At 73.2% G+C, this 24,304-nt stretch carries 23 protein-coding genes; 22 read left to right on the top strand and 1 reads right to left on the bottom strand.

Annotated elements, in window-relative coordinates; translation table 11 throughout:
- Nucleotides 1-38 precede the first annotated feature (38 nt).
- Together fdhA and DSZ44_RS09305 are read left to right on the top strand one after the other, a co-directional pair.
- On the top strand, nt 39-1,244 hold the full coding sequence (fdhA, locus tag DSZ44_RS09310) for a formaldehyde dehydrogenase, glutathione-independent (RefSeq protein WP_110852340.1): 1,206 nt from the start codon (nt 39-41) through the stop codon (nt 1,242-1,244).
- An 18-nt stretch (nt 1,245-1,262) separates the two neighbouring features.
- Nucleotides 1,263-2,216: a tyrosine recombinase XerC gene (locus DSZ44_RS09305; protein ID WP_258369369.1), complete on the top strand. Its 954-nt coding sequence runs from the start codon at nt 1,263-1,265 to the stop codon at nt 2,214-2,216.
- Nucleotides 2,217-2,405: 189 nt separating this feature from the next.
- On the opposite strand, the gene DSZ44_RS09300 is transcribed toward DSZ44_RS09305, so the two are convergent.
- On the bottom strand, nt 2,406-2,957 hold the full coding sequence (locus DSZ44_RS09300) for a M23 family metallopeptidase (RefSeq protein WP_110852338.1): 552 nt from the start codon (nt 2,955-2,957) through the stop codon (nt 2,406-2,408).
- Nucleotides 2,958-3,422: 465 nt separating this feature from the next.
- Between DSZ44_RS09300 and rpsB the strand changes: the two genes are divergently transcribed.
- The 20 genes from rpsB (at nt 3,423) to truB (ending at nt 24,250) form a co-directional block, all read left to right on the top strand.
- Nucleotides 3,423-4,430, top strand: a complete 1,008-nt coding sequence (gene rpsB / locus DSZ44_RS09295; protein WP_110852337.1) for a 30S ribosomal protein S2 — start codon at nt 3,423-3,425, stop codon at nt 4,428-4,430.
- A gap of 28 nt (nt 4,431-4,458) precedes the next feature.
- Nucleotides 4,459-5,298: a translation elongation factor Ts gene (tsf, locus tag DSZ44_RS09290; protein ID WP_110852336.1), complete on the top strand. Its 840-nt coding sequence runs from the start codon at nt 4,459-4,461 to the stop codon at nt 5,296-5,298.
- Between the two features lie 69 nt (nt 5,299-5,367).
- Complete coding sequence (gene pyrH / locus DSZ44_RS09285) at nt 5,368-6,159, top strand: UMP kinase (protein ID WP_110852335.1); 792 nt, start codon at nt 5,368-5,370, stop codon at nt 6,157-6,159.
- On the top strand, nt 6,156-6,713 hold the full coding sequence (gene frr / locus DSZ44_RS09280; RefSeq protein ID WP_110852334.1) for a ribosome recycling factor: 558 nt from the start codon (nt 6,156-6,158) through the stop codon (nt 6,711-6,713). Before pyrH ends, frr begins: the two co-directional genes overlap by 4 nt.
- Nucleotides 6,714-7,625, top strand: coding sequence for a phosphatidate cytidylyltransferase (locus DSZ44_RS09275; protein ID WP_309146708.1), 912 nt, complete (start codon nt 6,714-6,716; stop codon nt 7,623-7,625).
- A gap of 32 nt (nt 7,626-7,657) precedes the next feature.
- The gene (rlmN, locus tag DSZ44_RS09270; RefSeq protein WP_110852333.1) at nt 7,658-8,860 is read left to right on the top strand and encodes a dual-specificity RNA methyltransferase RlmN; all 1,203 of its coding nucleotides are present in this window, start codon (nt 7,658-7,660) and stop codon (nt 8,858-8,860) included.
- Nucleotides 8,857-9,414, top strand: a complete 558-nt coding sequence (locus tag DSZ44_RS09265) for a DivIVA domain-containing protein (protein WP_110852332.1) — start codon at nt 8,857-8,859, stop codon at nt 9,412-9,414. Before rlmN ends, DSZ44_RS09265 begins: the two co-directional genes overlap by 4 nt.
- Complete coding sequence (dxr, locus tag DSZ44_RS09260) at nt 9,411-10,586, top strand: 1-deoxy-D-xylulose-5-phosphate reductoisomerase (protein ID WP_110852331.1); 1,176 nt, start codon at nt 9,411-9,413, stop codon at nt 10,584-10,586. Before DSZ44_RS09265 ends, dxr begins: the two co-directional genes overlap by 4 nt.
- Nucleotides 10,583-11,896, top strand: coding sequence for a M50 family metallopeptidase (locus DSZ44_RS09255; RefSeq protein ID WP_110852330.1), 1,314 nt, complete (start codon nt 10,583-10,585; stop codon nt 11,894-11,896). Before dxr ends, DSZ44_RS09255 begins: the two co-directional genes overlap by 4 nt.
- A gap of 39 nt (nt 11,897-11,935) precedes the next feature.
- On the top strand, nt 11,936-13,099 hold the full coding sequence (gene ispG / locus DSZ44_RS09250; RefSeq protein WP_110852329.1) for a flavodoxin-dependent (E)-4-hydroxy-3-methylbut-2-enyl-diphosphate synthase: 1,164 nt from the start codon (nt 11,936-11,938) through the stop codon (nt 13,097-13,099).
- A gap of 46 nt (nt 13,100-13,145) precedes the next feature.
- Entirely contained in the window at nt 13,146-13,976 is an 831-nt protein-coding gene (locus DSZ44_RS09245) for a GNAT family N-acetyltransferase (protein ID WP_258369367.1), read from the top strand.
- Between the two features lie 307 nt (nt 13,977-14,283).
- On the top strand, nt 14,284-16,074 hold the full coding sequence (locus DSZ44_RS09240; protein ID WP_110852327.1) for a proline--tRNA ligase: 1,791 nt from the start codon (nt 14,284-14,286) through the stop codon (nt 16,072-16,074).
- Between the two features lie 2 nt (nt 16,075-16,076).
- On the top strand, nt 16,077-16,988 hold the full coding sequence (locus DSZ44_RS09235; RefSeq protein ID WP_181424588.1) for a DUF4439 domain-containing protein: 912 nt from the start codon (nt 16,077-16,079) through the stop codon (nt 16,986-16,988).
- A 61-nt stretch (nt 16,989-17,049) separates the two neighbouring features.
- Complete coding sequence (gene rimP / locus DSZ44_RS09230; RefSeq protein WP_110852325.1) at nt 17,050-17,538, top strand: ribosome maturation factor RimP; 489 nt, start codon at nt 17,050-17,052, stop codon at nt 17,536-17,538.
- Nucleotides 17,539-17,547: 9 nt separating this feature from the next.
- Nucleotides 17,548-18,531, top strand: coding sequence for a transcription termination factor NusA (nusA, locus tag DSZ44_RS09225; protein ID WP_110852324.1), 984 nt, complete (start codon nt 17,548-17,550; stop codon nt 18,529-18,531).
- Between the two features lie 114 nt (nt 18,532-18,645).
- Nucleotides 18,646-19,005: a YlxR family protein gene (locus DSZ44_RS09220; protein WP_110852323.1), complete on the top strand. Its 360-nt coding sequence runs from the start codon at nt 18,646-18,648 to the stop codon at nt 19,003-19,005.
- A 70-nt stretch (nt 19,006-19,075) separates the two neighbouring features.
- Entirely contained in the window at nt 19,076-21,970 is a 2,895-nt protein-coding gene (gene infB, locus DSZ44_RS09215) for a translation initiation factor IF-2 (protein WP_110852322.1), read from the top strand.
- A 74-nt stretch (nt 21,971-22,044) separates the two neighbouring features.
- Nucleotides 22,045-22,509, top strand: a complete 465-nt coding sequence (rbfA, locus tag DSZ44_RS09210) for a 30S ribosome-binding factor RbfA (RefSeq protein WP_110852321.1) — start codon at nt 22,045-22,047, stop codon at nt 22,507-22,509.
- Nucleotides 22,510-22,516: 7 nt separating this feature from the next.
- Nucleotides 22,517-23,281 (top strand): sulfite exporter TauE/SafE family protein, encoded by a 765-nt coding sequence (locus DSZ44_RS09205; protein WP_181424587.1) that lies wholly within the window; start codon nt 22,517-22,519, stop codon nt 23,279-23,281.
- 30 nt (nt 23,282-23,311) lie between these two features.
- Complete coding sequence (gene truB / locus DSZ44_RS09200) at nt 23,312-24,250, top strand: tRNA pseudouridine(55) synthase TruB (RefSeq protein WP_110852319.1); 939 nt, start codon at nt 23,312-23,314, stop codon at nt 24,248-24,250.
- Nucleotides 24,251-24,304 lie beyond the last annotated feature (54 nt).

The raw sequence follows: 24,304 nt of genomic DNA, 5'->3' as shown, positions 1-24,304 counted from the left end.
CGCGTTCGTGGCCGGCGGATCACAGGGAGGGCAGGAACATGGCAGGAAACCGAGCAGTCGCCTACAAGGGTCCCGGCAAGGTCGAGGTCATCGACACCGAGTACCCGACCTTCGAGCTCCAGGACGGACCGGGCGTCAACCCGGCGAACGTGGGGCGCCAGGTCCATCACGGTGTCATCCTCAAGACCGTCGCCACCAACATCTGTGGCTCCGACCAGCACATGGTCCGTGGCCGCACCACCGCCCCCAGCGACCTCGTCCTCGGCCACGAGATCACCGGTGAGGTCGTCGAGGTCGGCAGGGACGTGGAGTTCGTCAAGAAGGGCGACCTCGTCTCCGTGCCCTTCAACATCTCCTGCGGCCGCTGCGTCAACTGCAAGAAGCGGCGCACCGAGATCTGTCTGAACGTCAACCCCGACCGGCCCGGCAGCGCCTACGGCTACGTCGACATGGGCGGGTGGGTCGGCGGGCAGGCCGAGTACGTCCTCGTGCCCTACGCGGACTGGAACGCCCTGGTCTTCCCGGACAAGGACCAGGCGATGGAGAAGATCCTCGACCTCACGATGCTCTCCGACATCCTGCCCACCGGCTACCACGGCGCGGTGAGCGCGAAGGTCGGGACGGGCTCGACCGTCTACGTCGCCGGAGCGGGTCCTGTCGGGCTCGCCGCCGCGGCCTCGGCGCAGCTGCTCGGCGCGGCCGTCGTCGTCGTCGGTGACTTCAACACCGAGCGGCTGGCCCAGGCCCGGAGCTTCGGGTGCGAGACGATCGACCTCAGCAAGGGGGAGCCGCACGAGCAGATCGAGGACCTGCTCAAGGTGCCCGAGGTGGACGCGGCCGTCGACGCCGTCGGCTTCGAGGCGATGGGCCACGGTGGCAAGGAGGCCCCGGCGACCGTGCTCAACAGCGTGATGAGGGTGACCTCCGCGGGCGCGTCGGTCGGCATCCCCGGCCTCTACGTCACCGGTGACCCGGGCGGCGTCGACGAGGCGGCCCAGCGCGGCGCCCTGTCGATGGACTTCGGGACCGGCTGGGCGAAGGCACTCACCTTCGTCACGGGACAGACGCCGGTGATGACGTACCACCGCGGCCTCATGCAGGCGATCCTCAACGACAGGATCCACATCGCCAAGGCCGTCAACGCCGAGGTCATCAGCCTCGACGAGGCGCCTCGCGGGTACGAGGAGTTCGACAAGGGCGCCGCCAAGAAGTACGTCATCGACGCCCACGGCTCCATCCGCTGAGCCACGATGCGCCCGGCGGTGAGGCTTGCCCTCACCGCCGGGACGCGCGACGGTGAGCGCGTGCCCGACTCCGCCGCGCTCCTCGACGCCTTCGGGCGCCACCTCGCCCTGCAGCGGGGGCTGTCGGAGCACACCGTGCGCGGCTACCTCTCCGACGTCCGCTCCCTGCTCGACACGCTCCGCGAGGGCGACGATGGAGCCGTGGACCTCACCCGGCTCGACCTCACCGCCCTGCGCGCGTGGCTGGCCGGACAGGCCCGTGAGGGGCGCTCGCGGTCGACGCTCGCGCGCCGCTCGGCGGCCGCGCGCACCTTCTGCACGTGGGCGGTACGCCAGGGGCACGTGGCAGAGGACGTCGGCGTCCGTCTGCAGAGCCCGCGCGCGGACAAGCGCGTGCCGCAGGTGCTCGCCGTGGACGAGGCGACCGTCCTGCTCGACCTCGCCGCGCAGGTGGCCGACGACGGCGACCCCTCCCACCTGCGGGACTGGGCCGTCCTCGAGATGCTCTACGCGACCGGTGTCCGCGTCGCCGAGCTCGTCGGCATCGACCTCGCCGCCGTCGACCGCCGCGAGCGGACCGTGCGCGTGCTCGGCAAGGGCGGCACCGAGCGGGTCGTCCCCTTCGGGGTCCCGGCCGACCGCGCCCTGGGGGAGTGGTTGGTGCGTGGCCGCCCGGAGCTCGTGACGCCGACGTCGCCGCCGGCCCTGTTCCTCGGCGCACGCGGCGGCCGCCTGGGCGTGCGGGCGGTGCGCGAACGGGTGCACGGTCTGACGGCGCTCGCCGGCGTGCGGGACATGGCGCCCCACGGCCTGCGGCACAGCGCTGCCACCCACCTTCTCGCCGGCGGCTCGGACCTGCGCACCGTCCAGGAGGTGCTCGGCCACGCCTCCCTCGCCACCACCCAGCGCTACACCCACGTGACCCCCGAGCGTCTCCGCGCCGCCTACACCCAGGCCCACCCCCGCGCCTGACGTCCCCTCTCGAAACCACCACCTCCCCGCCGAGAGCTGACTTGTTCCTCCACCTCCCCGCCGAGAGCTGACTTGTTCCTCCGCCCCCATCGCCGAGCGCTGAGTTGTTCCTCCCCCCATCGCCGAGAGCTGACTTGTTCCTCCGCCCCCATCGCCGAGAGCTGACTTGTTACTGACGGCCGCGGTGCCTCACCCGTGCTGGGGAAGCAGCCGGATCACGACGTCCTCGGCGAGGAGGCTGAGCGGGTCGACATAGTCGTCCGGGCCCCGCCGGGCGCCCCAGTGCAGGCACGGCTGGTCCGAGCAGTGGTGCCCGAGCGGCTCGAGCACGCCGAGCACCTGTCCCGCCGCCACCTGAGCGCCGCGTCGAGTCGTCGCCGTGACCGGCTCGTAGGTGGTGCGGAGGCCGTCCGCGTGGTCGACGGACACGACACCGCGGCCGGCGACCCGGCCGGCGAAGGCGACGACGCCGTCGCCGGCAGCCCGGACACCTGCGCCTGCCGGGAGGGCGAGGTCGACGCCCCTGTGACCTGCGGCCCAGCGCTCCGGCGGCGCGGAGAAGGGGCGGACGACCTCGCCAGGATCCCCGGTCGGCCACTCGTAGAGGACCCGACCGACGGGCTCGGCAGTGCTCGGCGCGACGACCGGGGGTGAGGCCGCCGGTTGCGGAGCCAGAAGGAGCGCGCCACCGATGACGGCGAGCACGCCCGCCGCAGCCACGGCACCGCTGCTGAGTCCCATGGAACCAGAGTGGGACGAGCGCGCCGGCCCCCGCCGGCCGGCGGGTGGCCTTTGGGGACGGCGGGTCCGCGGCGGTGACCGGTGGACCGGTAACAAGTCAGCTCTCGGCGATGGGGGAGTAACAAGTCAGCGCTCGGCGATGGGGGAGGGGGGTCGTGCGCGTCACACGGCGACGCTCTCGTCCCTGCGCTGCCGGGAGCCGCGGTGGCGTGCGGTAGAGTTGGCGGCGCAGCCGGAGCGATCTGGTTGACATCGCGTGCCCACATGTCGCGCTCGCAGTCCTTCGGACCCAGCGACGCGAGGCAGCCGGCGCGGTCCCGCCCAGGCGGGTGCCGGCAGTCGTGAGCACCAGGAGTGGCGGCCACCCGGTCGACCACTGAGAGAACCGAGTAGCGGACAAGGCAGCGGCACGCCCGCGCCCTGTCCGCGCGACGTGCGGAGCACCCGCACCGGAAAGGACGAGCCATGGCCGTCGTCACCATGCGCCAGCTCCTCGAGAGCGGCGTCCACTTCGGGCACCAGACCCGTCGCTGGAACCCCAAGATGAAGCGCTTCATCTTCACCGAGCGCAACGGCATCTACATCATCGACCTGCAGAAGTCGCTGACGGACATCGACCGTGCGTACGAGTTCGTCAAGGAGACCGTCGCCCACGGCGGCAGCATCCTCTTCGTCGGCACGAAGAAGCAGGCCCAGGAGGCCGTGGCCGAGCAGGCCGCGCGCGTCGGCATGCCCTACGTCAACCAGCGCTGGCTGGGCGGCATGCTCACGAACTTCTCCACCGTGCACAAGCGCCTTCAGCGCATGAAGGAGCTCGAGCAGATCGACTTCGACGACGTGGCGGGCTCGTCCCACACGAAGAAGGAGCTGCTCATGATGCGTCGCGAGAAGGAGAAGCTCGAGCGCACCCTCGGCGGCATCCGCGACATGGCCAAGCTGCCCTCCGCCGTGTGGATCGTCGACACGAAGAAGGAGCACCTCGCCGTCGCCGAGGCGCGCAAGCTCAACATCCCCGTCGTCGCCATCCTCGACACCAACTGCGACCCGGACGAGGTCGACTACGGCATCCCCGGCAACGACGACGCCATCCGCGCCGTCGGCCTCCTCACCCGCGTCGTCGCCGACGCCGCCGCTGACGGTCTCGTCACGCGCCACGGTGGCGGCTCGGGCAACGCCCCGACCGAGGCCGAGCCGCTCGCCGAGTGGGAGCGCGAGCTCCTCGCTGCGGGCGAGGCGGACCAGAGCACGCAGGCCCCGCCCGTCGTCGCCGAGCAGGGCGACGAGTCCGTCGAGGCCGCGCAGCACGCTGCCGGCGTGACGAACGACGCCGAGCAGGTCGCCGCCGCCGCCGAGGGCGGCGAGGAGACCGCCCCCGTCGTCTCCGGCGAGAGCCCCGACACCACGCAGGTGGCCGACAACGCCCCCGCGCTCGACGCCCCCGCGGCCGACGAGCCCCCCGCCAGCCAGGCCTGATCCCCGACACTCCCGAGGAGACACACACATGGCGAACTACACCGCCGCTGACATCAAGGCGCTGCGCGAGAAGACCGGCGCCGGGATGATGGACGTCAAGAAGGCGCTGGACGAGGCCGACGGCGACGCCGAGAAGGCCATCGAGATCATCCGGGTCAAGGGCCTGAAGGGCGTGGCCAAGCGTGAGGGCCGCGCGGCCTCCGACGGCCTCGTCGCCATCGAGGTCGTCGCCGACGGCGAGGGCGAGACCGGTGTCATGGTCGAGCTCAACTCCGAGACGGACTTCGTCGCGAAGAACCAGGTCTTCATCACCCTCGCCGAGAAGGTCCTCGCGGCCGCCGTCGCCTCCGGCGCGGCCGACGTCGAGGCCCTCCTCGCGGCTCCGACCGGTGACACCACCGTCGGCGCCCTCGTCGACGAGCACGCCGCCACCCTCGGCGAGAAGCTCGTCGTGCGTCGCGTGGCCCGCCTCTCCGGCACCAAGGTGGCGCACTACCTGCACCGCACCGCCAAGGACCTGCCCCCGCAGGTCGGCGTGCTCGTCGCCACGGACGCCGCCGGTGCCGAGGTCGCCCGGGACGTCGCGATGCACATCGCGGCGTACAGCCCGCAGTACCTCACCCGTGACGAGGTTCCCGAGGACGTCGTCGCCAACGAGCGTCGCATCGCCGAGGAGACCTCCCGCAACGAGGGCAAGCCCGAGGCGGCGCTGCCGAAGATCGTCGAGGGCCGGATGAACGGCTTCTTCAAGGAGTCCGTACTCCTCGACCAGGCCTACGCCCGTGACCCCAAGACCACGGTCGGCAAGGTCGTCGAGGGTGCTGGCGGCACGCTGACCGGCTTCGTCCGGTTCCGCGTCGGCGCCTGACACACGTCGTCCGGTGGCCCCGGCCCGTACGGGCCGGGGCCACCCGCACACCATCTCCCGGAGGTCTGCATGAACGTCTCGTCCGACACGCCCACGGGCGGGCCCTCGCCCCGCCGTGTGCTCCTCAAGCTGTCCGGTGAGGTCTTCGGCGGCGGCTCCATCGGTCTCGACGCGGACGTCGTGGCCGGCGTGGCCAAGCAGATCGCCGAGGCCAACGCCGCCGGCGTGCAGATCGCCATCGTCGTCGGCGGCGGCAACTTCTTCCGCGGCGCCGACCTCTCCCAGCGGGGGCTGGACCGCTCCCGCGCCGACTACATGGGCATGCTCGGGACGGTGATGAACGCCCTCGCCCTCCAGGACTTCCTCGAGCAGGCTGGCGTGCGCACCCGCGTGCAGACCGCCATCACGATGGGCCAGGTCGCCGAGCCCTACATCCCGCTGCGCGCCGTGCGGCACCTGGAGAAGGGGCGCGTCGTCATCTTCGGCGCCGGCGCGGGCATGCCCTTCTTCTCCACCGACACGGTCTCCGCCCAGCGGGCGCTCGAGACCCACTGCGACGAGGTGCTCGTCGGCAAGAACGGCGTCGACGGCGTGTACACCGCAGACCCGAACATCGACCCGACGGCCACGCGCCTGGACCACGTCACCTACGGCGACGCGCTGCGCCAGGGCCTGCGGGTGGTCGACGCCGCCGCGTTCTCCCTGTGCATGGACAACGGCCTGACGATGCGTGTGTTCGGCATGAACACGCCCGGTAACGTCACGCGGGCGCTGCTGGGTGAGAAGATCGGCACACTGGTGACGGTCGACGGCGGTGGCGACACCTCCGCGGCAGGAGACGACATGAAGGAGACACGGTGATCGACGAGATCCTCCTCGAGGCCGAGGAGAAGATGGACAAGGCTGTCGAGGTGGCCAGCGAGGACTTCGCCGGCATCCGCACCGGCAGGGCGAACGCGGGGATGTTCTCCAAGATCCTCGTCGACTACTACGGGGCGCCCACGCCGCTGCAGCAGCTCGGCTCCCTGACGATCCCCGAGGCGCGCACCGTCCTCATCCAGCCCTACGACCGCGGCGCCTCCAACGCGATCATCAAGGCGCTGCGCGAGTCCGACCTCGGCGTCAACCCGACCGACGACGGCAACGTCATCCGCGTCGCGCTGCCGGCCCTCACCGAGGAGCGCCGCCGCGACTACGTCAAGCTCGCCAAGACCAAGGCCGAGGACGCGCGCATCTCCATCCGCAACGTCCGTCGCAAGACCAAGGACGAGCTGGACCGCATGAAGAAGGACGGCGAGGCCGGCGAGGACGAGGTCGACCGCGCCGAGAAGGAGCTCGAGGGGCTGACGAAGAAGCGCGTCGACGCCGTCGACGAGCTGCTCGCCGGCAAGGAACGAGAGCTCCTCGAGGTCTGAGTGAGTACCACCGGCGGTGACCCGCCGCTCACCCGCCGCCAGATCCGCGAGATCCAGGAGGGTGCGCGGCGCGCCATCGTGACCCAGGCGCCGCCCAAGCCCGCGAGCCGGGCGGGACGCAACCTGCCCGCCGCGATCGCCGTGGGCCTGGGACTGCTCGGCCTGCTGCTCCTGTGCCTCTTCGTGCGCGAGGAGGCGTTCGTCGTGCTCGCGCTGCTCGCCACCAGCGGGGCGCTGTGGGAGTTCGCACGCGCCGTCGGCACCCGCGGGGTCGCCGTCCCGCTCCTGCCGCTGTGGGTGGGCAACGCGGGCATCCTCGTCTCGGCGTACACGGCCGGCCCGGGCGCGATGCTCGTCGCCTTCTTCCTCACCGCGGGCGGCGTGCTCGTGTGGCGCGTGCTCGACGGCGGGGGCCCCGACGCCGTGCGCGACGCCTGCGCCGGCATCCTCGCCTCCGCCTACGTCTCCTTCCTCGCCGGTTTCGCCGTCCTGCTCCTCACCGAGGACCGCGGGCCCTGGCTCGTCCTCACCCTCGTGCTGTGCGCCGTCGCCAACGACACCGGCGGCTACGTCGCCGGTGTCCTCGTCGGTCGCCACCCGATGGCGCCGTCGATCAGCCCGAAGAAGTCGTGGGAGGGGGCCGGCGGCTCCCTCGTCCTCGCCACCGCGGTGGGTGTCGCGCTCGCGCTGCTCGCGTTGGACGCGCCCTGGTGGGTCGGCCTGGTCCTCGGGGCCGGAGCCGTCGTCACCGCCACCGTCGGGGACCTGTCCGAGTCGCTCCTCAAGCGTGATCTCGGACTCAAGGACATGGGCACCCTCCTGCCCGGGCACGGCGGAATCCTCGACAGGCTCGACTCCCTGCTCATGACGGCACCGGCCAGCTACCTGCTGCTCACGACGTTCGTCGGCTGATTCCCAGGAACATCTGGAACAATCGGTCCGACATGTCGACGACTGCACCCCTCCCTCCGACGCCAGGCGCTGCCGGTGAGCGGCCCCAGCTGACCTTCACCGCGCGCCGCCGTGGCAAGCCGCCGCGCCACCTGGCCGACCTCACCCGTGAGGACCGCGCCGCGGTGCTGCGCGAGAAGGACCTGCCCGCCTTCCGGGCCGACCAGCTCTCGCGCCACTACTTCAGCCACCTCACCCGTGACGACGCCGCGATGAGCGACCTGCCCGCGAGCGGGCGCGACGAGCTCGTCGCCGAGCTGCTGCCCCAGCTCCTCACCGAGGTCCACACCCTCCAGGCCGACGGCGGAGCCACCCGCAAGGCGCTGTGGAGCCTCTTCGACGACGCCAAGGTCGAGTCCGTCCTCATGCGGTACTCCGAGCGCGCCACCCTGTGCGTGTCCTCCCAGGCCGGGTGCGGCATGGCCTGTCCCTTCTGCGCGACCGGCCAGCAGGGCCTGACCCGCAACCTGTCGACGGCGGAGATCGTCGAGCAGGTGCGCGTGGCGGCCGCCGCCTGCCGGGACGGCCTGCTCACCGGCGGTCCCACGCGCCTGACCAACGTCGTCTTCATGGGGATGGGCGAGCCGCTGGCCAACTACCGCGCCGTGGTCAACGCGGTGCGCCGGATGGTCGAGCCCAGCCCCGCGGGCTTCGGGCTGTCCGCCCGCAACGTCACCGTCTCGACGGTCGGCCTCGTGCCCGCCATCGACAAGCTCGCGAAGGAGGGCCTGCCGGTGACCCTGGCCGTGTCCCTCCACGCCCCGGACGACGGCCTGCGCGACGAGCTCATCCCGATCAACTCGCGCTGGAAGGTCGGCGAGCTGCTCGACTCGGCCCGTCGCTACTTCGACGCCACCGGGCGCCGCGTGAGCATCGAGTACGCGCTCATCCGTGACATCAACGACCACCAGTGGCGCGCCCAGCTCCTCGCCGACGAGCTCCTCGCCCGCGGCAAGGGCTGGATCCACGTCAACCCGATCCCGCTCAACCCCACGCCGGGCTCGAAGTGGACGGCCTCGGACCCGCACGTGGAGGACACCTTCGTCCGCACGCTGCGCAAGGCCGGGATCCCCACGACGGTCCGTGACACGCGCGGCAGCGACATCGACGGCGCCTGCGGCCAGCTCGCCGCCGAGCAGCTCGCCACCGCCGCCCCCAAGGTCGGAGTCCCCGAGGTGAAGGAGCCCCCGCGATGAGCACGCTGTTCCCGGTCGTGGGACGGACGAGCACCGGGTACGACCGCGAGCAGGTCGAGGAGTTCTTCACCCGCGCCCGCCAGGCCTACGAGGCGGGACGCTCCGGCACCGACGCAGGCCTCACCGAGTCCGAGGTCCGCCAGGTGGCCTTCGACCTCGTCCGGGCCGGCTACGCGACCGGCTCGGTGGACTCCGCGCTGGACCGCCTCGAGGCGGCGCTCGTGCAGCGGCGCCGCGACGCCTTCGTCGCCGCGCACGGCCAGCAGGCGTGGATGGACCGCATCGCCGAGCGTGCCACCACGCTCTACCCGCGCCTCGTGCGCCCGGCCGGGGAGCGTTTCGCGGCGCCCGAGCGGGGCCGCGGCTACGACCGCGACGCCGTCGACGACCTCATGGACCGGCTCGTCGCCTACTTCGACGCCGACGGCGACCTCACCGCCGCCGAGCTGCGCACCGCCACCTTCCCGTCCGCCCGTCGCGACAAGGCCTACGCCGAGGGAGTCGTCGACGCCTACCTCGACCGCGCCGTCGAGGTCCTCCTGGCCGTCGAATGACCACACTCACGCTCCTCGGCTCGACCGGCTCGATCGGGACGCAGGCCCTCGAGGTCGTCTCCCGCGGCGGCTACGAGGTCGCCGCCCTCGCCGCCGGCGGGGGGAACGTGCGGCTGCTCGCCGAGCAGGTCCTCGACCACGACGTGCCGCTCGTCGCGGTCTCCCGCGGCAGCGCCGCGGACGTGCGTGACGCCGTCGCCGCCGTCGCGGCGGAGCGTGGCGTGCCCGCCCCTGGTATCGAGGTGCTCGTGGGGGAGGGCGCGGCGGCCGAGCTCGCCGGCGCCGGCAGCGACGTCGTGCTCAACGGGGTCACCGGCTCGGTCGGCCTGGCGCCCACACTCGCGGCCCTGCGTGCCGGGTCGAGCCTGGCGCTGGCCAACAAGGAGTCGCTCGTCGTCGGCGGCGCGCTCGTGCGCGCGGCGCGGCAGCGGCCCGACCAGATCGTCCCCGTCGACTCCGAGCACTCCGCGATGGCGCAGGCGCTGCGCTCCGGCACCCACGGTGAGGTCGCCCGGCTGGTCCTCACCGCCTCCGGCGGCCCCTTCCGCGGCAAGCGCCGCGAGGAGCTCACCGGCGTCACCGCCGCCCAGGCGCTCGCCCACCCCACGTGGGCCATGGGGCCGGTCGTCACCGTGAACTCCGCGACCCTCGTCAACAAGGGCCTGGAGCTCATCGAGGCCCACCTGCTCTTCGACGTCGCCGTCGAGGACATCACCGTCGTCGTCCACCCGCAGTCGATCGTCCACTCGATGGTCGAGTTCGTCGACGGCTCGACCATCGCCCAGGCGTCCCCGCCCGACATGCGCCTGCCCATCGCGCTCGCGCTGTCCTGGCCCGCCCGCCCGCAGCGCGCCGTCGCGCCGTGCCGCTGGGACCAGGCGACGAGCTGGACCTTCGAGCCGCTGGACGAGGACACCTTCCGCGGCGTGCGCCTGGCGCGGCAGGCGGCCGCTGCCTCGGCCACCCACCCCGCCGTCCTCAACGCCGCCAACGAGGAGTGCGTCGCCGCCTTCCTCGACGGGCGCCTGGCGTTCCTCGCCATCACCGACATCCTCGAGCAGGTCCTCGCCGAGCACGACGGCGTCGCCGCCGAGAGCCTCGACCTCGCCACCGTCCACGACGCCGAGGCCTGGGCCCGGCGCCGCGCCCGGGAGCTGGCAGGCGCGCGATGAGCTTCCTCGTCGGCGTCCTCGTGCTCGTCGTCGGGCTCGTCATCTCGATCGCGCTCCACGAGGTCGGGCACCTCGTGCCCGCCAAGCGCTTCGGCGTCAAGGTCACCGAGTACTTCGTCGGCTTCGGGCCCACGCTGTGGTCCCGGCGGCGCGGGGAGACCGAGTACGGCGTCAAGGCCGTGCCGCTCGGCGGCTACGTCCGGATGGTGGGGATGTACCCGCCCGCGCGGTCCGACCGGCCGGTGCGCCGCCGCCGCGACGGACGCGCCACCCTCGTCGAGGAGGCGCGCGAGTACGCGCTCGCGGAGGTCGGACCGGGCGAGGAGCACCGCACCTTCTCCTCCCTCAGCGTGCCGAAGAAGCTCGTCGTCATGCTCGGCGGGCCGGTGATGAACCTCCTCATCGCCGTCGTCCTCCTCAGCGTCGTCCTCGTCGGCGTCGGGGTGCCCGCCTACACCGCCACCCTCGGCAACGTCCAGGAGTGCCTGCCGGCCGACCAGGCCGCCACCGAGTGCAGCGACACGGACCCCGCCGCGCCCGGTGAAGTCGCCGGCCTGCAGCCCGGGGACACCGTCGTGTCCTGGGGCGGGCGCCCGGTCGAGGGCTGGGACGACGTGCGCGCGGCGATCGCCGCGTCCGGGCCGAGCCCCGCGACAGTCGTCGTCGAGCGCGACGGGCAGGAGCGCACCGTCACGGTGACGCCCGCGATGAGCGAGCGGCCCGTCGTCGTCGACGGCGAGGTCCTCACCGACGACGCCGGTGAGCCGGTGACCGAGCCGCAGCCCTTCGTCGGCATCGGACCGGTCGCCGAGCTCGTCCCGCAGCCCGTCAGCGCCGTGCCCGGCCGGGTCGTCGAGGCGGTGGGCGCGACCTTCGAGGTCGTCCTCACGCTGCCGCAACGGCTCGTCGACGTCGCCCAGGCGGCCTTCGGCGAGGAGGAGCGTGACCCGGGCGTCGTCGGGCTCGTCGGCGTGGGCCGCTTCGCGGGAGAGATCGCCTCCATCGACAGCGAGCGCTACGGCGTCGTCGAGCGGGCGGCGGACCTGCTCGGCCTGCTCGCCTCCCTCAACCTCGCGCTGTTCGTCTTCAACCTCATCCCGCTGCTCCCGCTCGACGGCGGCCACATCGCCGGCGCCCTGTGGGAGGGCCTGCGCCGCCGGGTCGCGGCGTGGCGCGGGCGCCCGGATCCCGGCCCCGTGGACGTCGCCCGGATGCTGCCCCTCACCTACGTCGTCGTCGTCGCGATGGTGGGCATGAGCCTGCTGCTCGCCTACGCCGACATCGTGCGGCCGGTCACCCTCACCGGCTGAGCCGTGCACGCAGGCGGTGCGGTGGGGGATACTGGCCGGGTGAGTACTCCGATCTCCCTCGGCATCCCGAACGTCAAGGAGCAGCCCCCCGTGCTGGCTCCCCGTCGGCCGACCCGCAAGATCCGGGTCGGCAACGTCGAGGTGGGGGGTGACGCACCGGTCAGCGTCCAGTCGATGACGACGACGAAGACCCACGACATCAACGCCACCCTCCAGCAGATCGCCGAGCTCACGGCCTCCGGCTGCGACATCGTCCGCGTGGCCTGCCCCACGGACAAGGACGCCGAGGCGCTGCCGATCATCGCCAAGAAGTCCCAGATCCCGGTGATCGCCGACATCCACTTCCAGCCGAAGTACGTCTTCGCGGCCATCGAGGCCGGCTGCGGCGCGGTGCGCGTCAACCCCGGCAACATCCGCAAGTTCGACGACAAGGTCAAGGAGATCGCCCAGGCCGCCTCCGACGCCGGCGTCTCCCTGCGCATCGGCGTCAACGCCGGCTCGCTGGACCCGCGGCTGCTCAAGAAGTACGGCAAGGCCACGCCGGAGGCGCTCGTCGAGTCCGCCGTGTGGGAGGCCTCCCTCTTCGAGGAGCACGGCTTCCACGACTTCAAGATCTCGGTCAAGCACAACGACCCCGTCGTCATGGTGCGCGCCTACGAGCTGCTCTCCGAGCAGGGCGACTGGCCGCTGCACCTCGGTGTCACCGAGGCCGGCCCCGCCTTCCAGGGCACCATCAAGTCCGCCACCGCCTTCGGTGCGCTGCTGTCCAAGGGCATCGGCGACACCATCCGCGTCTCCCTCTCCGCCCCGCCGGTGGAGGAGATCAAGGTCGGCAACCAGATCCTCGAGTCGCTCAACCTGCGCCCCCGCAAGCTCGAGATCGTCTCCTGCCCGTCCTGCGGCCGCGCCCAGGTGGACGTCTACCAGCTGGCCGACGACGTCACCGCGGGCCTGGAGGGCATGACCGTCCCGCTGCGCGTCGCCGTCATGGGTTGCGTCGTCAACGGCCCCGGCGAGGCACGCGAGGCGGACCTCGGCGTCGCGTCCGGCAACGGCAAGGGCCAGATCTTCGTCAAGGGCGAGGTCATCAAGACCGTCCCCGAGGACCAGATCGTCGAGACGCTCATCGCCGAGGCCAACCGGATCGCCGAGGAGATGGGCCTGGAGTCCGAGGCCGGCGGACCCGTCGTCTCCGTCAGCTGAGCGGGCCCCCGTGCTGGGCAGGTGGCGCCACCCCGTGGGACCGCGTGTGCGTCCCCTGCGGGAGGAGGACCGTGAGCTGGCCCTCGGGCTGTGCGCCGCCGACCCCGTCGGCAACGTCCTCGCCGCCGTCCAGGTCGAGATGCTCGGGCGCCGCCGGCTGCCGGGCGCCGAGCTGCTCGGGGTGTGGCGCGAGGGCGAGCTGCGGGCGCTGTGCTGGTCCGGCGCCAATCTCGTCCCTGTCACGGTCGACGAGCCGGAGCTGCTCGACGCCGTCGCCGACCACGTGCGCAACCGAGGGCGGCGGGCCTCCTCGATCGTCGGCCCCGCCGAGCAGGTGCTGGGCCTGTGGGACCGTCTCGGTCCCGGCTGGCTGCCCTCGCGCGAGGTGCGCGGCGACCAGCCGTCGATGGCCATCTCCGCCACCCCCGCCGTCGAGCCCGACCCGCGGGTGCGGCTGAGCGGCCTGGAGGACCTCGACGTCGTCGTCCCGGCCTGCGTGGCGATGTTCACCGAGGAGGTGGGCTACTCGCCCCTCGCCTCCGGTGGCGCCTACGCGGCCCGGGTCCACGAGCTCGTCTCGACGCAGCGGTCCTACGTCCGCATCGAGGACGCCCCCGAGGGCCGGCGTGTCGTCTTCAAGGCGGAGGTCGGCGCGTGCGCGCTCGGCGTCGCCCAGATCCAGGGCGTGTGGGTCCATCCCGAGCACCGGGGGCAGGGCGTCGCGGCCCCGGCGATGGCCGCCGTCGTCGAGGACGTGCGCCGCCGCACCGCGCCCGTGGTCTCCCTCTACGTCAACGGCTACAACACCCCGGCCATCGCGACCTACCGCCGCACCGGCTTCGAGCAGGTCGGCACCTACGCCACCGTCCTCTTCTGACGCGCCCCGGCACCCCCCTAGCGCCGAGCGCTGAGTTGTTACTTCGCGTCCCACCCTCGTTGCCGAGCGCTGAGTTGTTACCCGGCGTCTCACCCTCCGTTGCCGAGCGCTGAGTTGTTACGGCCCCCTTCCCATGAGGTTCGGCGGTGGGGGGCGTGACTGATAAGTCAGCGCTCGACGTTGGGGTTGAGTAACAAGTCAGCGCTCGGCGTTGGGGTTGAGTAACAAGTCAGCGCTCGGCGGCGGGGGGTGCGGAGGACTCGGCTGTCGGCGGGAACGGGCGAGTGGGCGCGATACGCTGGCCCGCGTGCTGATGCGGATGTCGACCCTGTTCCTGCGGACCCTGCGTGAAGACCCGGTGGACGCCGAGCTGCCGAGCCACCGGCTGCTCGTGCGCGCCGGCTACATCCGCCGCGCCGCCCCCGGCATCTACACCTGGCTGCCCCTCGGGCTGCGGGTCCTCGGCAAGATCGAGCAGGTCGTCCGCGAGGAGATGACCGCCGCCGGCGCGCAGGAGGTCCACTTCCCGGCGCTGCTGCCCCGGGAGCCCTACGAGGCGACCGGCCGCTGGACCGAGTACGGACCGAACCTGTTCCGCCTCAAGGACCGCCGCGAGAACGACTACCTGCTCGCTCCCACCCACGAGGAGATGTTCACCCTCCTCGTCAAGGACCTGTACTCCTCGTACAAGGACCTGCCGCTCACGCTCTTCCAGATCCAGACGAAGTACCGCGACGAGGCCCGACCCCGCGCCGGCCTCCTGCGCGGACGCGAGTTCATCATGAAGGACGCCTACTCCTTCGACATCGACGACGCCGGCCTCGAGCGCTCCTACCGTGCCCAGCGTGAGGCCTACGAGCGGATCTTCACCCGCCTGGGCCTGGAGTACGTCATCGTCGCGGCCACCAGCGGTGCGATGGGTGGCTCCCGCTCCGAGGAGTTCCTCTTCCCGACGCCGTCCGGCGAGGACACCTTCGTCCGCTCGCCCGGCGGGTACGCGGCCAACGTCGAGGCCGCCCTCACCGCCGTGCCCGAGCCCGTCGACGCGAGCGACCTGCCCCCGGCGGAGGTCCGCGACACCCCTGACTCCACGACCATCGACACCCTCGTGTCGCAGGCCAACGCGCTCTACCCGCGCCCCGACCGCCCGTGGACGGCGGCGGACACGTTGAAGAACGTCGTCCTCGCCCTCACGCACCCCGACGGCACGGACGAGCTCGTGGTCGTCGGGCTGCCCGGCGACCGCGAGGTCGATCTCAAGCGGCTCGAGGGGGCACTCGAACCGACCCTCGTCGCTCCCGCCACCGACGAGCACCTCGCCACTCGTCCCGAGCTCGTCAAGGGCTACATCGGCCCCGCCGTCATCGGTCCGAACGCCGGCGACGACGGCGAGGACCGCACCTCCCTGCGCTACCTCCTCGACCCGCGCGTCGTGCCCGGCACGAGCTGGATCACCGGCGCCGACGCGGAGGGCAAGCACGTCTTCGGGCTCGTCGCCGGCCGCGACTTCACCGCCGACGGCACCATCGAGGCCGCCGAGGTCCGTGCGGGGGACCCGGCGCCGGACGGCTCCGGACCGCTCGAGCTGGCCCGCGGCATCGAGATCGGCCACGTCTTCGCCCTCGGCCGCAAGTACGCCGAGGCCCTCGGCCTCAAGGTCCTCGACGAGAACGGCAAGGCCGTCACGGTGACGATGGGCTCCTACGGCATCGGCGTCAGCCGTGCGCTCGCCGCCGTCGCCGAGGCGACGTGTGACGACTCGGGCCTCGCCTGGCCGATGCCCCTGGCCCCCTTCCACGTCCACCTCCTCGCCACCGGCAAGGACCCCGAGGTCTTCGCCGAGGCCGAGCGGATCGCCGCCGAGCTCACCGCCCAGGGCATCGAGGTGCTCCTCGACGACCGCCCCAAGATGTCCGCCGGCGTGAAGTTCGCCGACTCCGAGCTGCTCGGTGTGCCGCTCGTCCTCGTCGTCGGCCGCGGGCTGGCCGAGGGCAAGGTCGAGCTGCGCGAGCGCGCCACGGGGGAGCGGCGCGAGCTGCCCGTCGGCGAGGCCGTCGACGCGGTTGCGGGGGCCGTCCGGTCCGCCCTCGCGAGCTGACCGTGCCCGCGCGCCGCGCGCTGGGGGCCGCGCTGCTCGCCGCGCTGACACTGACGGGCTGCGGGGTCCGGATCGAGACGCCGCCCCCGGTCGTGCCCACCGCCGACGCCGTGGAGCAGGCCCGCCAGGGCGCCGCACTGGCGGCCGCGGAGCTGCGTGACGCTGCCGCGGTGGCGACGGACGACGGCGGGGACCTGGAGCAGGTCCTCGCTGCCGTCGAGGCCGCGTCGGCCGAGCACCACGAGGCGCTCGGCGCCGTGTGGGAGCCGTGGCCGGGTGCCGGCCCGGAGGCGACGGCGTACCCGGAGGACCCCACCACCCCCGAGGCCGCCCCGCCCGCCACGCCGCAGCAGGTCCTCGACCTCCTCGAGGAGAGCGCCGCCGCCGCCCGGGAGGACGCGCTGGACCACGACGGCGAGCTCGGCCAGCTCCTCGCCGCCGTCGCGATCTCACGCACCTGGCTCGCCGTCGACCTCGCGCGCGCCCTGTCCGTCGAGGCCGAGCGTCTCCCGGCCGCGCCGCAACCTGCCCCCGCGCCCGGAACGGTCGACCCGCGGACCTCGCGGTCCGTCGACGCCGCCCGGTACGCCTTCGAGGTCGTCGCCGCCCGCAGCAGCGGCGCGCAGCGCGACGCCGCCGTCGCCCGCGCCGAGCAGCTCGGGCTGGTCGCCGGCGCCGTCGCGCCGGAGGACGACGAGCGCGAGGTCGCCTACGACGTCAGCGACGTGGCGGGAACGGAGCGGCCGGAACGCGCCCTGGCGGGGGCGGCCGAGCTCGACGTCGTCGGTGCGTACGTCGCCCTGCTCGGGACGGCGGCCGAGGGCCGGGAGAGACTGCTCGACGCCGCGGCCTACGCCGCCGGGCAGGCGCGGTCGTGGGATACCGCACTCCCGGCCCTGCCCGGCCTCTCCTGAGACGGGCCCGCCTCGCGGGTAAGGTGTGGGAGTTCCGCAGCCGAGCCCCCAGGAGAGCACCATGGCACGCCCGTCGGACGTCGCAGCCGAGCTGCGCCGCGTCCTCGAGCCCGTCGTCACCGACGCCGGCCTGTACCTCGAGGACGTGAGCGTGAGCGCGGCCGGTCGGCGCAGCGTCGTGCGGGTCGTCGTCGACCTCGCGGACGGGCCCGGCGGTGTCGGCTCCGACCTCCTCACCGACGTCTCCCGTCAGGTCTCCACGACTCTCGACGACGTCGACGTCGTCCCCGGGACGTACACCCTCGAGGTCTCCACCCCGGGCGTCACCCGCCCCCTGACGACGGCCCGGCACTACCGCCGTGCCGAGGGGCGCCTCGTCCGTCTGCGCACCACGTCCGGCGCCCTGCGCGGCCGCGTCCTCGCGGTCGACGGCGAGGACGTGGTCATCGACACTGAGGGCACGCGCCAGGTCGTCGCGCTGCCCGACATCACCTCGGGCACCGTCGAGCCCGAGCTGGGGCGTGCGGCAGACGCTGCCGCAGAGGGCTGAGGAGGACACATGGACATCGACATGAACGCGCTGCGCCTGATCGAGAGCGAGCGCGAGATCCGCCTCGACGTGCTGGTCGGCGCGATCGAGGAGGCACTCCTCCTGGCCTACCAGCGCACCCCTGGCGCCGCGGAGCGGGCCCGTGTGGAGGTCGACCGCCGCACCGGTCGCGTCACCGTCATGGCGACCGAGGTCGACGAGGAGGGCACCGCCGTCGGCGAGTACGACGACACCCCCAGCGGGTTCGGCCGCATCGCCACCGCCACCGCCCGCAGCGTCATCGTCCAGCGGCTGCGCGACGCCGAGGACGACCAGGTCATGGGTTCGCTGCGCGACCGCGCCGGCACGCTCATCGCCGGTGTCGTCCAGCAGGGACGTGACCCGCGCGTCGTCCTCGTCGACATCGGCGAGCTCGAGGCCGTGCTGCCCGCCCACGAGCAGGTGCCCACCGAGACCTACCGCCACGGGGACCGCCTGCGCGCCTACGTCCTGGAGGTGGCACGCGGCGCCAAGGGGCCCTCGGTCACCCTCTCGCGCACCCACCCCAACCTCGTGCGCGAGCTGTTCGCCCTCGAGGTTCCCGAGGTCGCCGACGGCAGCGTCGAGATCAAGGCGCTGGCCCGCGAGGCCGGGCACCGCACGAAGATCGCCGTCGCCTCCACGGTCCCCGGCCTCAACGCCAAGGGCGCGTGCATCGGCCCGATGGGCCAGCGGGTCCGGGCCGTCATGAGCGAGCTCGACGGCGAGAAGATCGACATCGTCGACTACAGCGAGGACGCGGCGACCTTCGTCGCGAACGCGCTCTCGCCCGCGCGGGTCTCGAGCGTCGAGGTCGTCGACGCCGAGGAGCGGTCCGCCCGCGTCGTCGTGCCCGACTTCCAGCTGTCCCTCGCCATCGGCAAGGAGGGGCAGAACGCCCGCCTCGCCGCGCGCCTCACGGGCTGGCGGATCGACATCCACTCCGACACCGAGGGCGAGCAGCCCGAGGGCTGAGACCCCGCAGCGGGGTCGTGTGAGGAAACACACCACCCCCCGCCGCGGCGCCCATCACTGTCCCACGGGGGCCCGTGGGGGTAGACTTCCCGACGGGTCACAGCCCGAGATCTCATGACGACGCCTCCTCCCCCCTCACCTCCCGGCGAGGGACAGGTGCGTACATGCGTGGGATGCCGGGCCAGGGCCCCGCGGTCCGCCCTCGTGCGGGTCGTCCTCGCCCCCCACTCGCCTCGCGCGGTGGTGGACGAACGGACGGACGCCCCGGGGCGGGGGGCCTGGTTGCACGCTGACCGGGCCTGCCTGGACCTCGCCGATCGCCGGCGGGCGTTCCCCCGGGCCCTGCGCTCCGCAGGACCGGTGGACACCGCCGCCGTCACGGAGTGGTTCCGCACGAACAACGCCGGCTCAGACCTGGGCCGGCACGAGTCATCGACGAAGAAAGCGGGTTGGAAGCCGATGGGCACCCGATGAGTACCCAGCGATGAGTTTCAAGCACTAACACGGCCCCACCCTGTCCCGGGCGGGCCGAGACAGGAGAAATGTGGCAAAGCTTCGCGTCCACGAGCTCGCCAAGGAGCTCGGCGTCGACAGCAAGACGGTCCTGGCCAAGCTCGGCGAGCTCGGAGAGTTCGTCAAGTCCGCCTCGTCCACCGTCGAGGCGCCGGTCGTACGCCGCCTCCGGGAGGCGATTCCCGCACCGTCGGCCTCCGAGGAGAAGCCGGCACCGAAGAAGACGGTCAAGCCCAAGGCCCCCGCCGCCAAGACCGCTGAGCCTGAGGCACCGAACGCGCAGGAGGCCCCGGCGGCCCCGGCGCCCAGCCCCGCGCGTCCCGCGCCCGCTGCCGCGGAGCGGCCCGCCGCTCCCAAGCCTGGTGCGCCCGCCCCGACCCCGACCCCGACCCCGGCCCCCGAGCCCGAGCCGAAGGCGGCTCCGCCCGAGCCCGAGCCCGCGCAGCCCGCCGCCGAGGCGAGTGCTCCCGAGGCGCCGAAGCCGGACTCCAAGGCCGCTGCCGGCCCCAAGCCGGGCGCCCCGCGTCCCGGCAACAACCCCTTCGCCACCAGTCAGGGCATGCCCCGACCCGGTGGCAGCGGCGGCCCGCGTTCCGGCGGCCCGCGCCCCGGTGCCCCGCGCCCGGGCAACAACCCCTTCGCCACGAGCCAGGGCATGCCCCGGCCCGGTGGCAGCGGTGGTGCGGGCGGCGCAGCCGGCCCGCGTCCCGGCGGTCCGCGTCCGGGCGGTCCCCGCCCCGGTGCGGGTGCGGGTGCCGGCGCGGCAGGTCCGCGTCCGGGCTCCTCGCGTCCCGGTGGCGCCCGTCCCAGCCCGGGCATGATGCCCGGCCGCAGCTCGGTCGGGACGCCTGGCGCCCCGGCTCGTGGTGGCGGCGGTGGCCGTGGCCGTCCCGGTGGCGGTGGCCCCGGTGGTCCCGGTGGCGCGGGTGGTCCCGGTGGCGGTCGTCCCGGCGGTTTCGCCGGTCGCGGCGGCCGTGGTGGCCGCGGCGGCACGCAGGGCGCCTTCGGGCGTCCGGGCGGCAAGCCGGTCCGCGGGCGCAAGTCCAAGCGCGCGAAGCGTCAGGAGTTCGAGCAGCAGGGCGCGCCGAGCCTCGGTGGCGTCCAGGTCCCCCGCGGCAACGGCACCACCGAGGTGCAGATCCGCGCCGGCGCCAGCCTCGCGGACTTCGCCGACAAGATCGACGCGAACCCCGCAGCGCTCGTGACGGTGCTCTTCCACCTCGGCGAGATGGCCACGGCCACCCAGTCGCTGGACGAGGACACCTTCCAGGCGCTGGGTGACGAGCTCGGCTACGTCATCAAGATCGTCTCGCCCGAGGACGAGGACCGCGAGCTCCTCGGTGGCTTCGACATCGACCTCGACGCCGAGCTGGCCGGGGAGACCGACGAGGACCTCATGGCCCGTCCGCCGGTCGTCACCGTCATGGGTCACGTCGACCACGGAAAGACCAAGCTGCTCGACGCGATCCGCAGCACCGACGTCGTCGCCGGCGAGGCCGGTGGCATCACCCAGCACATCGGTGCCTACCAGATCTGGACCGAGCACGAGGACAACGACCGCGCGCTCACCTTCATCGACACCCCCGGTCACGAGGCCTTCACGGCCATGCGTGCCCGTGGTGCCGACGTCACCGACATCGCGATCCTCGTGGTGGCGGCCGACGACGGTGTCATGCCCCAGACGGTGGAGGCGCTCAACCACGCGCAGTCGGCCGGTGTGCCGATCGTCGTGGCCGTCAACAAGGTGGACAAGGAGGGGGCCAACCCCGACAAGATCCGCCAGCAGCTGACCGAGTACAACCTCGTGGCCGAGGAGTACGGCGGCGACACGATGTTCGTCGACGTCTCCGCGCTCCAGCGGAAGGGCATCGACAACCTCCTCGAGGCCGTCCTCCTCACCGCTGACGCCGCCCTGGACCTGCGGGCCAACCCCGACAAGGACGCGCGCGGCGTGGCCATCGAGGCGAACCTCGACAAGGGCCGCGGCGCCGTCGCGACCGTCCTGGTCCAGTCCGGCACGCTCCACGTCGGGGACTCGATCGTCGCGGGCACCGCCCACGGCCGCGTCCGCGCCATGTTCGACGAGCACGGCGACCCGGTCCAGGAGGCCGGTCCCGCCCGTCCGGTGCAGGTCCTCGGCCTCACCTCGGTGCCCCGCGCAGGTGACTCCTTCCTCGTGGCCGGCGACGACCGCACCGCGCGGCAGATCGCCGACAAGCGGGCCGCCGCCGAGCGTGCCGCGACGCTGGCCAAGCGCCGCAAGCGCGTCTCGCTCGAGGACTTCACCGAGGCTCTCCAGCAGGGCCGGGTCGAGACCCTCAACCTCGTCCTCAAGGGCGACGTGTCCGGTGCCGTCGAGGCGCTGGAGGACTCGCTCCTCAAGATCGAGGTCGGCGACGAGGTCGCGCTGCGGATCATCCACCGCGGCGTGGGTGCGATCACCCAGAACGACGTCAACCTCGCCACGGTCGACAACGCCATCATCATCGGCTTCAACGTGAAGCCCGCAGAGCGGGTCACCGAGCTGGCCGACCGCGAGGGCGTCGACATCCGGTACTACTCGGTCATCTACCAGGCGATCGACGACGTCGAGCAGGCCCTGCGCGGCATGCTCAAGCCGGAGTACGAGGAGGTCCAGCTGGGCACCGCGGAGGTCCGCCAGGTGTTCCGCTCCTCCAAGGTCGGCAACATCGCCGGTTCGATCGTCCGCTCCGGCACCATCCGCCGGAACACGAAGGCGCGCGTCCTGCGGGACGGCGTCGTCGTGGGGGAGAACGTCACCATCGACTCCCTGCGCCGCGAGAAGGACGACGTCACCGAGGTCCGCGAGGGCTTCGAGTGCGGTATCAGCCTCGGGTCGTTCAACGACATCACCGAGGGTGACGTCATCGAGACCTTCGAGATGCGCGAGAAGCCGCGTAAGTAGAGGGCTGCAGTTCCAGGGACGTGGCGCGCACCGACAGGTGCGCGCCACGTCGCGTCCCACGACAGGAGAGAACCATGGCCGACACCCCGCGGATGCGCCGCGTGAGCGACCGCATCCAGCAGATCGTCGCGTCGATGCTCGAGTCCCGCATCAAGGACCCGCGCCTCGGCTTCGTCACCGTGACGGAGGTCCGGGTGACCGGCGACCTCCAGCAGGCCACCGTGTACTACACCGTGCTCGGTGACGAGCAGGCCCAGCGGGACACCACCGCCGCCCTCGCCTCCGCGCGCGGCCACATCCGCTCGGAGGTCGGCAAGCAGCTCGGTCTGCGCCTCACCCCGACGCTCGAGTTCACGGCCGACGTCGTGCCCGAGACCGCCGCCGACCTCGAGCGCGCCCTGCGCGAGGCCGCCGAGCGGGACGCCGAGCTGGCCCGCATCGCGGCCGGCGCCACCCCCGCCGGTGACGCCGACCCGTACCGTCGCCCCGCGACGGACGAGGTCGACGAGGCGGACGAGCCCGCCGACGACGCCCGCTGAGCCCCGCGTGCCGGTGAGCATCCCGCGGCTCGGCGCCGCCGGCGTCGCCGTCGGGGTGCTCTCCGGCCTGCTCGGCATCGGCGGGGGAGTGGTCCTCGTCCCGCTGCTCGTCCTCCTCATGGGGATGGCGCAGAAGCGGGCGCAGGCCACCTCCCTCGCCGCCATCACGCTCACGGCGGTGGCCGGCGCCGCCAGCTACGGCGTCGCGGGCGACGTCGTCCTCGTCCCGGCCCTCGTCGTCGCGGCCGGCGGGATCATCGGCACGCTCGTGGGGGCCGAGCTCGTCCACCGGATGTCCGAGCGCACGCTGCGGATCGTGTTCGCCGCCGTCATGGTCGTCGTCGCCGTCCGGATGGCCCTCGCGCCGCCCGTCGAGGGCGCCGGCGAGCTCGCCCACCTCGACCCGCCGGTCCTCGCCGGCTACGTGGGCGCGGGTCTCCTCATGGGCCTGCTGTCCGCGCTCGTCGGCATCGGCGGCGGGGTCGTCATGGTCCCGCTGCTCGTCCTCGGCTTCGGCTTCTCCCCGCACGAGGCGCAGGGCACCTCGCTCGCCATCATGGTCCCCGTCTCCCTCATGGGCGCCTGGCGTCACGCCCGCCGCGGCTACACCGACTGGCACGCCGGGCTCGTGCTCGGCCTCGGCGGCGTCCTCGGCGCCCCGCTCGGCGCACTGCTCGCCCAGGCGGCGCCCGAGGTGTGGCTGCAGCGGCTCTTCGCCGTCCTGCTCGTCTACTCGGCCGTCCAGCTCGTCCTCAAGGCCCGCAAGTCCTGACGGAGGTGGCGGCGCTGCTAGCGTCGCCGGGTGACTGAGCGACGTTCCCCCTCCGGTGCCGCCGACCCCGTCGACGGGCTCCTCGTCGTCGACAAGCCGTCGGGCTGGACGAGCCACGACGTCGTCGGCCGCGTGCGCCGCCTCGCCGGCACCCGCAAGGTCGGCCACGCCGGCACCCTGGACCCCATGGCCACCGGTGTCCTCGTCCTCGGCGTCAACCGCGCCACCCGGCTGCTCACCTACCTCGTCGGCGCGGACAAGGAGTACACCGCCACGGTCCGGCTCGGTCAGGCGACCGTGACCGACGACGCCGAGGGGGACGTCACCGACGCCCCCGGTGCTCCCGACGTCGACCCCGGCGCACTCGATGACGCCGTCGCCGCCCTGCGCGGGCCGATCGAGCAGGTCCCCAGCTCCGTCAGCGCCATCAAGGTCGACGGCAAGCGCTCCTACGCCCGCGTCCGCGGCGGGGAGGAGGTCGAGCTCCCGGCCCGACCCGTCACCATCCACCGCCTCGACGTGCTCGCGCAGCGGACGACGACGGCGCAGGACGGCACCGCCGTCACCGACCTCGACGTCGTGGTCGGGTGCTCCTCGGGCACCTACGTCCGCGCCCTCGCCCGCGACCTCGGCGCCGCCCTCGGAACCGGTGGCCACCTCACCGCGCTGCGGCGCACCTGGGTCGGCCCGTTCGCACTCGACGGCGCCGCGGACCTCGAGACCCTCGGTGCCGCGCACGCGGAGGGCAAGCCGGTGCGCCTGCTCTCGATGACCGAGGCGTGCCGGGCAGCCTTCACCGTCCGCGAGCTGAGCGAGCGCGAGGCCACGGCGGTCCGCTACGGCCAGCGCGTGGACGCCACCGGCCGCCCCGGCCCGGTCGCCGCACTGGCCCCGGACGGTCACGTCGTCGCCCTCCTCGAGGACCGCGGCGCCCAGGCCCGACCCGTGCTCGTCCTCGACCCCGCCTGAGCCCCCTCTCCGCGCGAGGCTCGCCCGGGTGTGCCACCCTGCCCGGACGGCGTC

Origin of the sequence: Georgenia satyanarayanai, assembly GCF_900116375.1 — a bacterium.
Classification (GTDB): Bacteria; Actinomycetota; Actinomycetes; order Actinomycetales; family Actinomycetaceae; genus Oceanitalea; species Oceanitalea nanhaiensis.
The sequence above is the reverse complement of the archived record's forward strand: the minus strand, read 5'-3'. Positions and strand labels throughout refer to the sequence as shown.

Coding starts and splice junctions, on each gene's coding strand:
- rbfA (WP_110852321.1), top strand. CDS start 22,045: ATGGCCGACACCCCGCGGATGCGCCGCGTGAGCGACCGCATCCAGCAG.
- nusA (WP_110852324.1), top strand. CDS start 17,548: ATGGACATCGACATGAACGCGCTGCGCCTGATCGAGAGCGAGCGCGAG.
- rpsB (WP_110852337.1), top strand. CDS start 3,423: ATGGCCGTCGTCACCATGCGCCAGCTCCTCGAGAGCGGCGTCCACTTC.
- DSZ44_RS09220 (WP_110852323.1), top strand. CDS start 18,646: ATGACGACGCCTCCTCCCCCCTCACCTCCCGGCGAGGGACAGGTGCGT.
- DSZ44_RS09265 (WP_110852332.1), top strand. CDS start 8,857: ATGAGCACGCTGTTCCCGGTCGTGGGACGGACGAGCACCGGGTACGAC.
- DSZ44_RS09255 (WP_110852330.1), top strand. CDS start 10,583: ATGAGCTTCCTCGTCGGCGTCCTCGTGCTCGTCGTCGGGCTCGTCATC.
- pyrH (WP_110852335.1), top strand. CDS start 5,368: ATGAACGTCTCGTCCGACACGCCCACGGGCGGGCCCTCGCCCCGCCGT.
- dxr (WP_110852331.1), top strand. CDS start 9,411: ATGACCACACTCACGCTCCTCGGCTCGACCGGCTCGATCGGGACGCAG.
- tsf (WP_110852336.1), top strand. CDS start 4,459: ATGGCGAACTACACCGCCGCTGACATCAAGGCGCTGCGCGAGAAGACC.
- rimP (WP_110852325.1), top strand. CDS start 17,050: ATGGCACGCCCGTCGGACGTCGCAGCCGAGCTGCGCCGCGTCCTCGAG.
- rlmN (WP_110852333.1), top strand. CDS start 7,658: ATGTCGACGACTGCACCCCTCCCTCCGACGCCAGGCGCTGCCGGTGAG.
- DSZ44_RS09300 (WP_110852338.1), bottom strand. CDS start 2,957: ATGGGACTCAGCAGCGGTGCCGTGGCTGCGGCGGGCGTGCTCGCCGTC.
- fdhA (WP_110852340.1), top strand. CDS start 39: ATGGCAGGAAACCGAGCAGTCGCCTACAAGGGTCCCGGCAAGGTCGAG.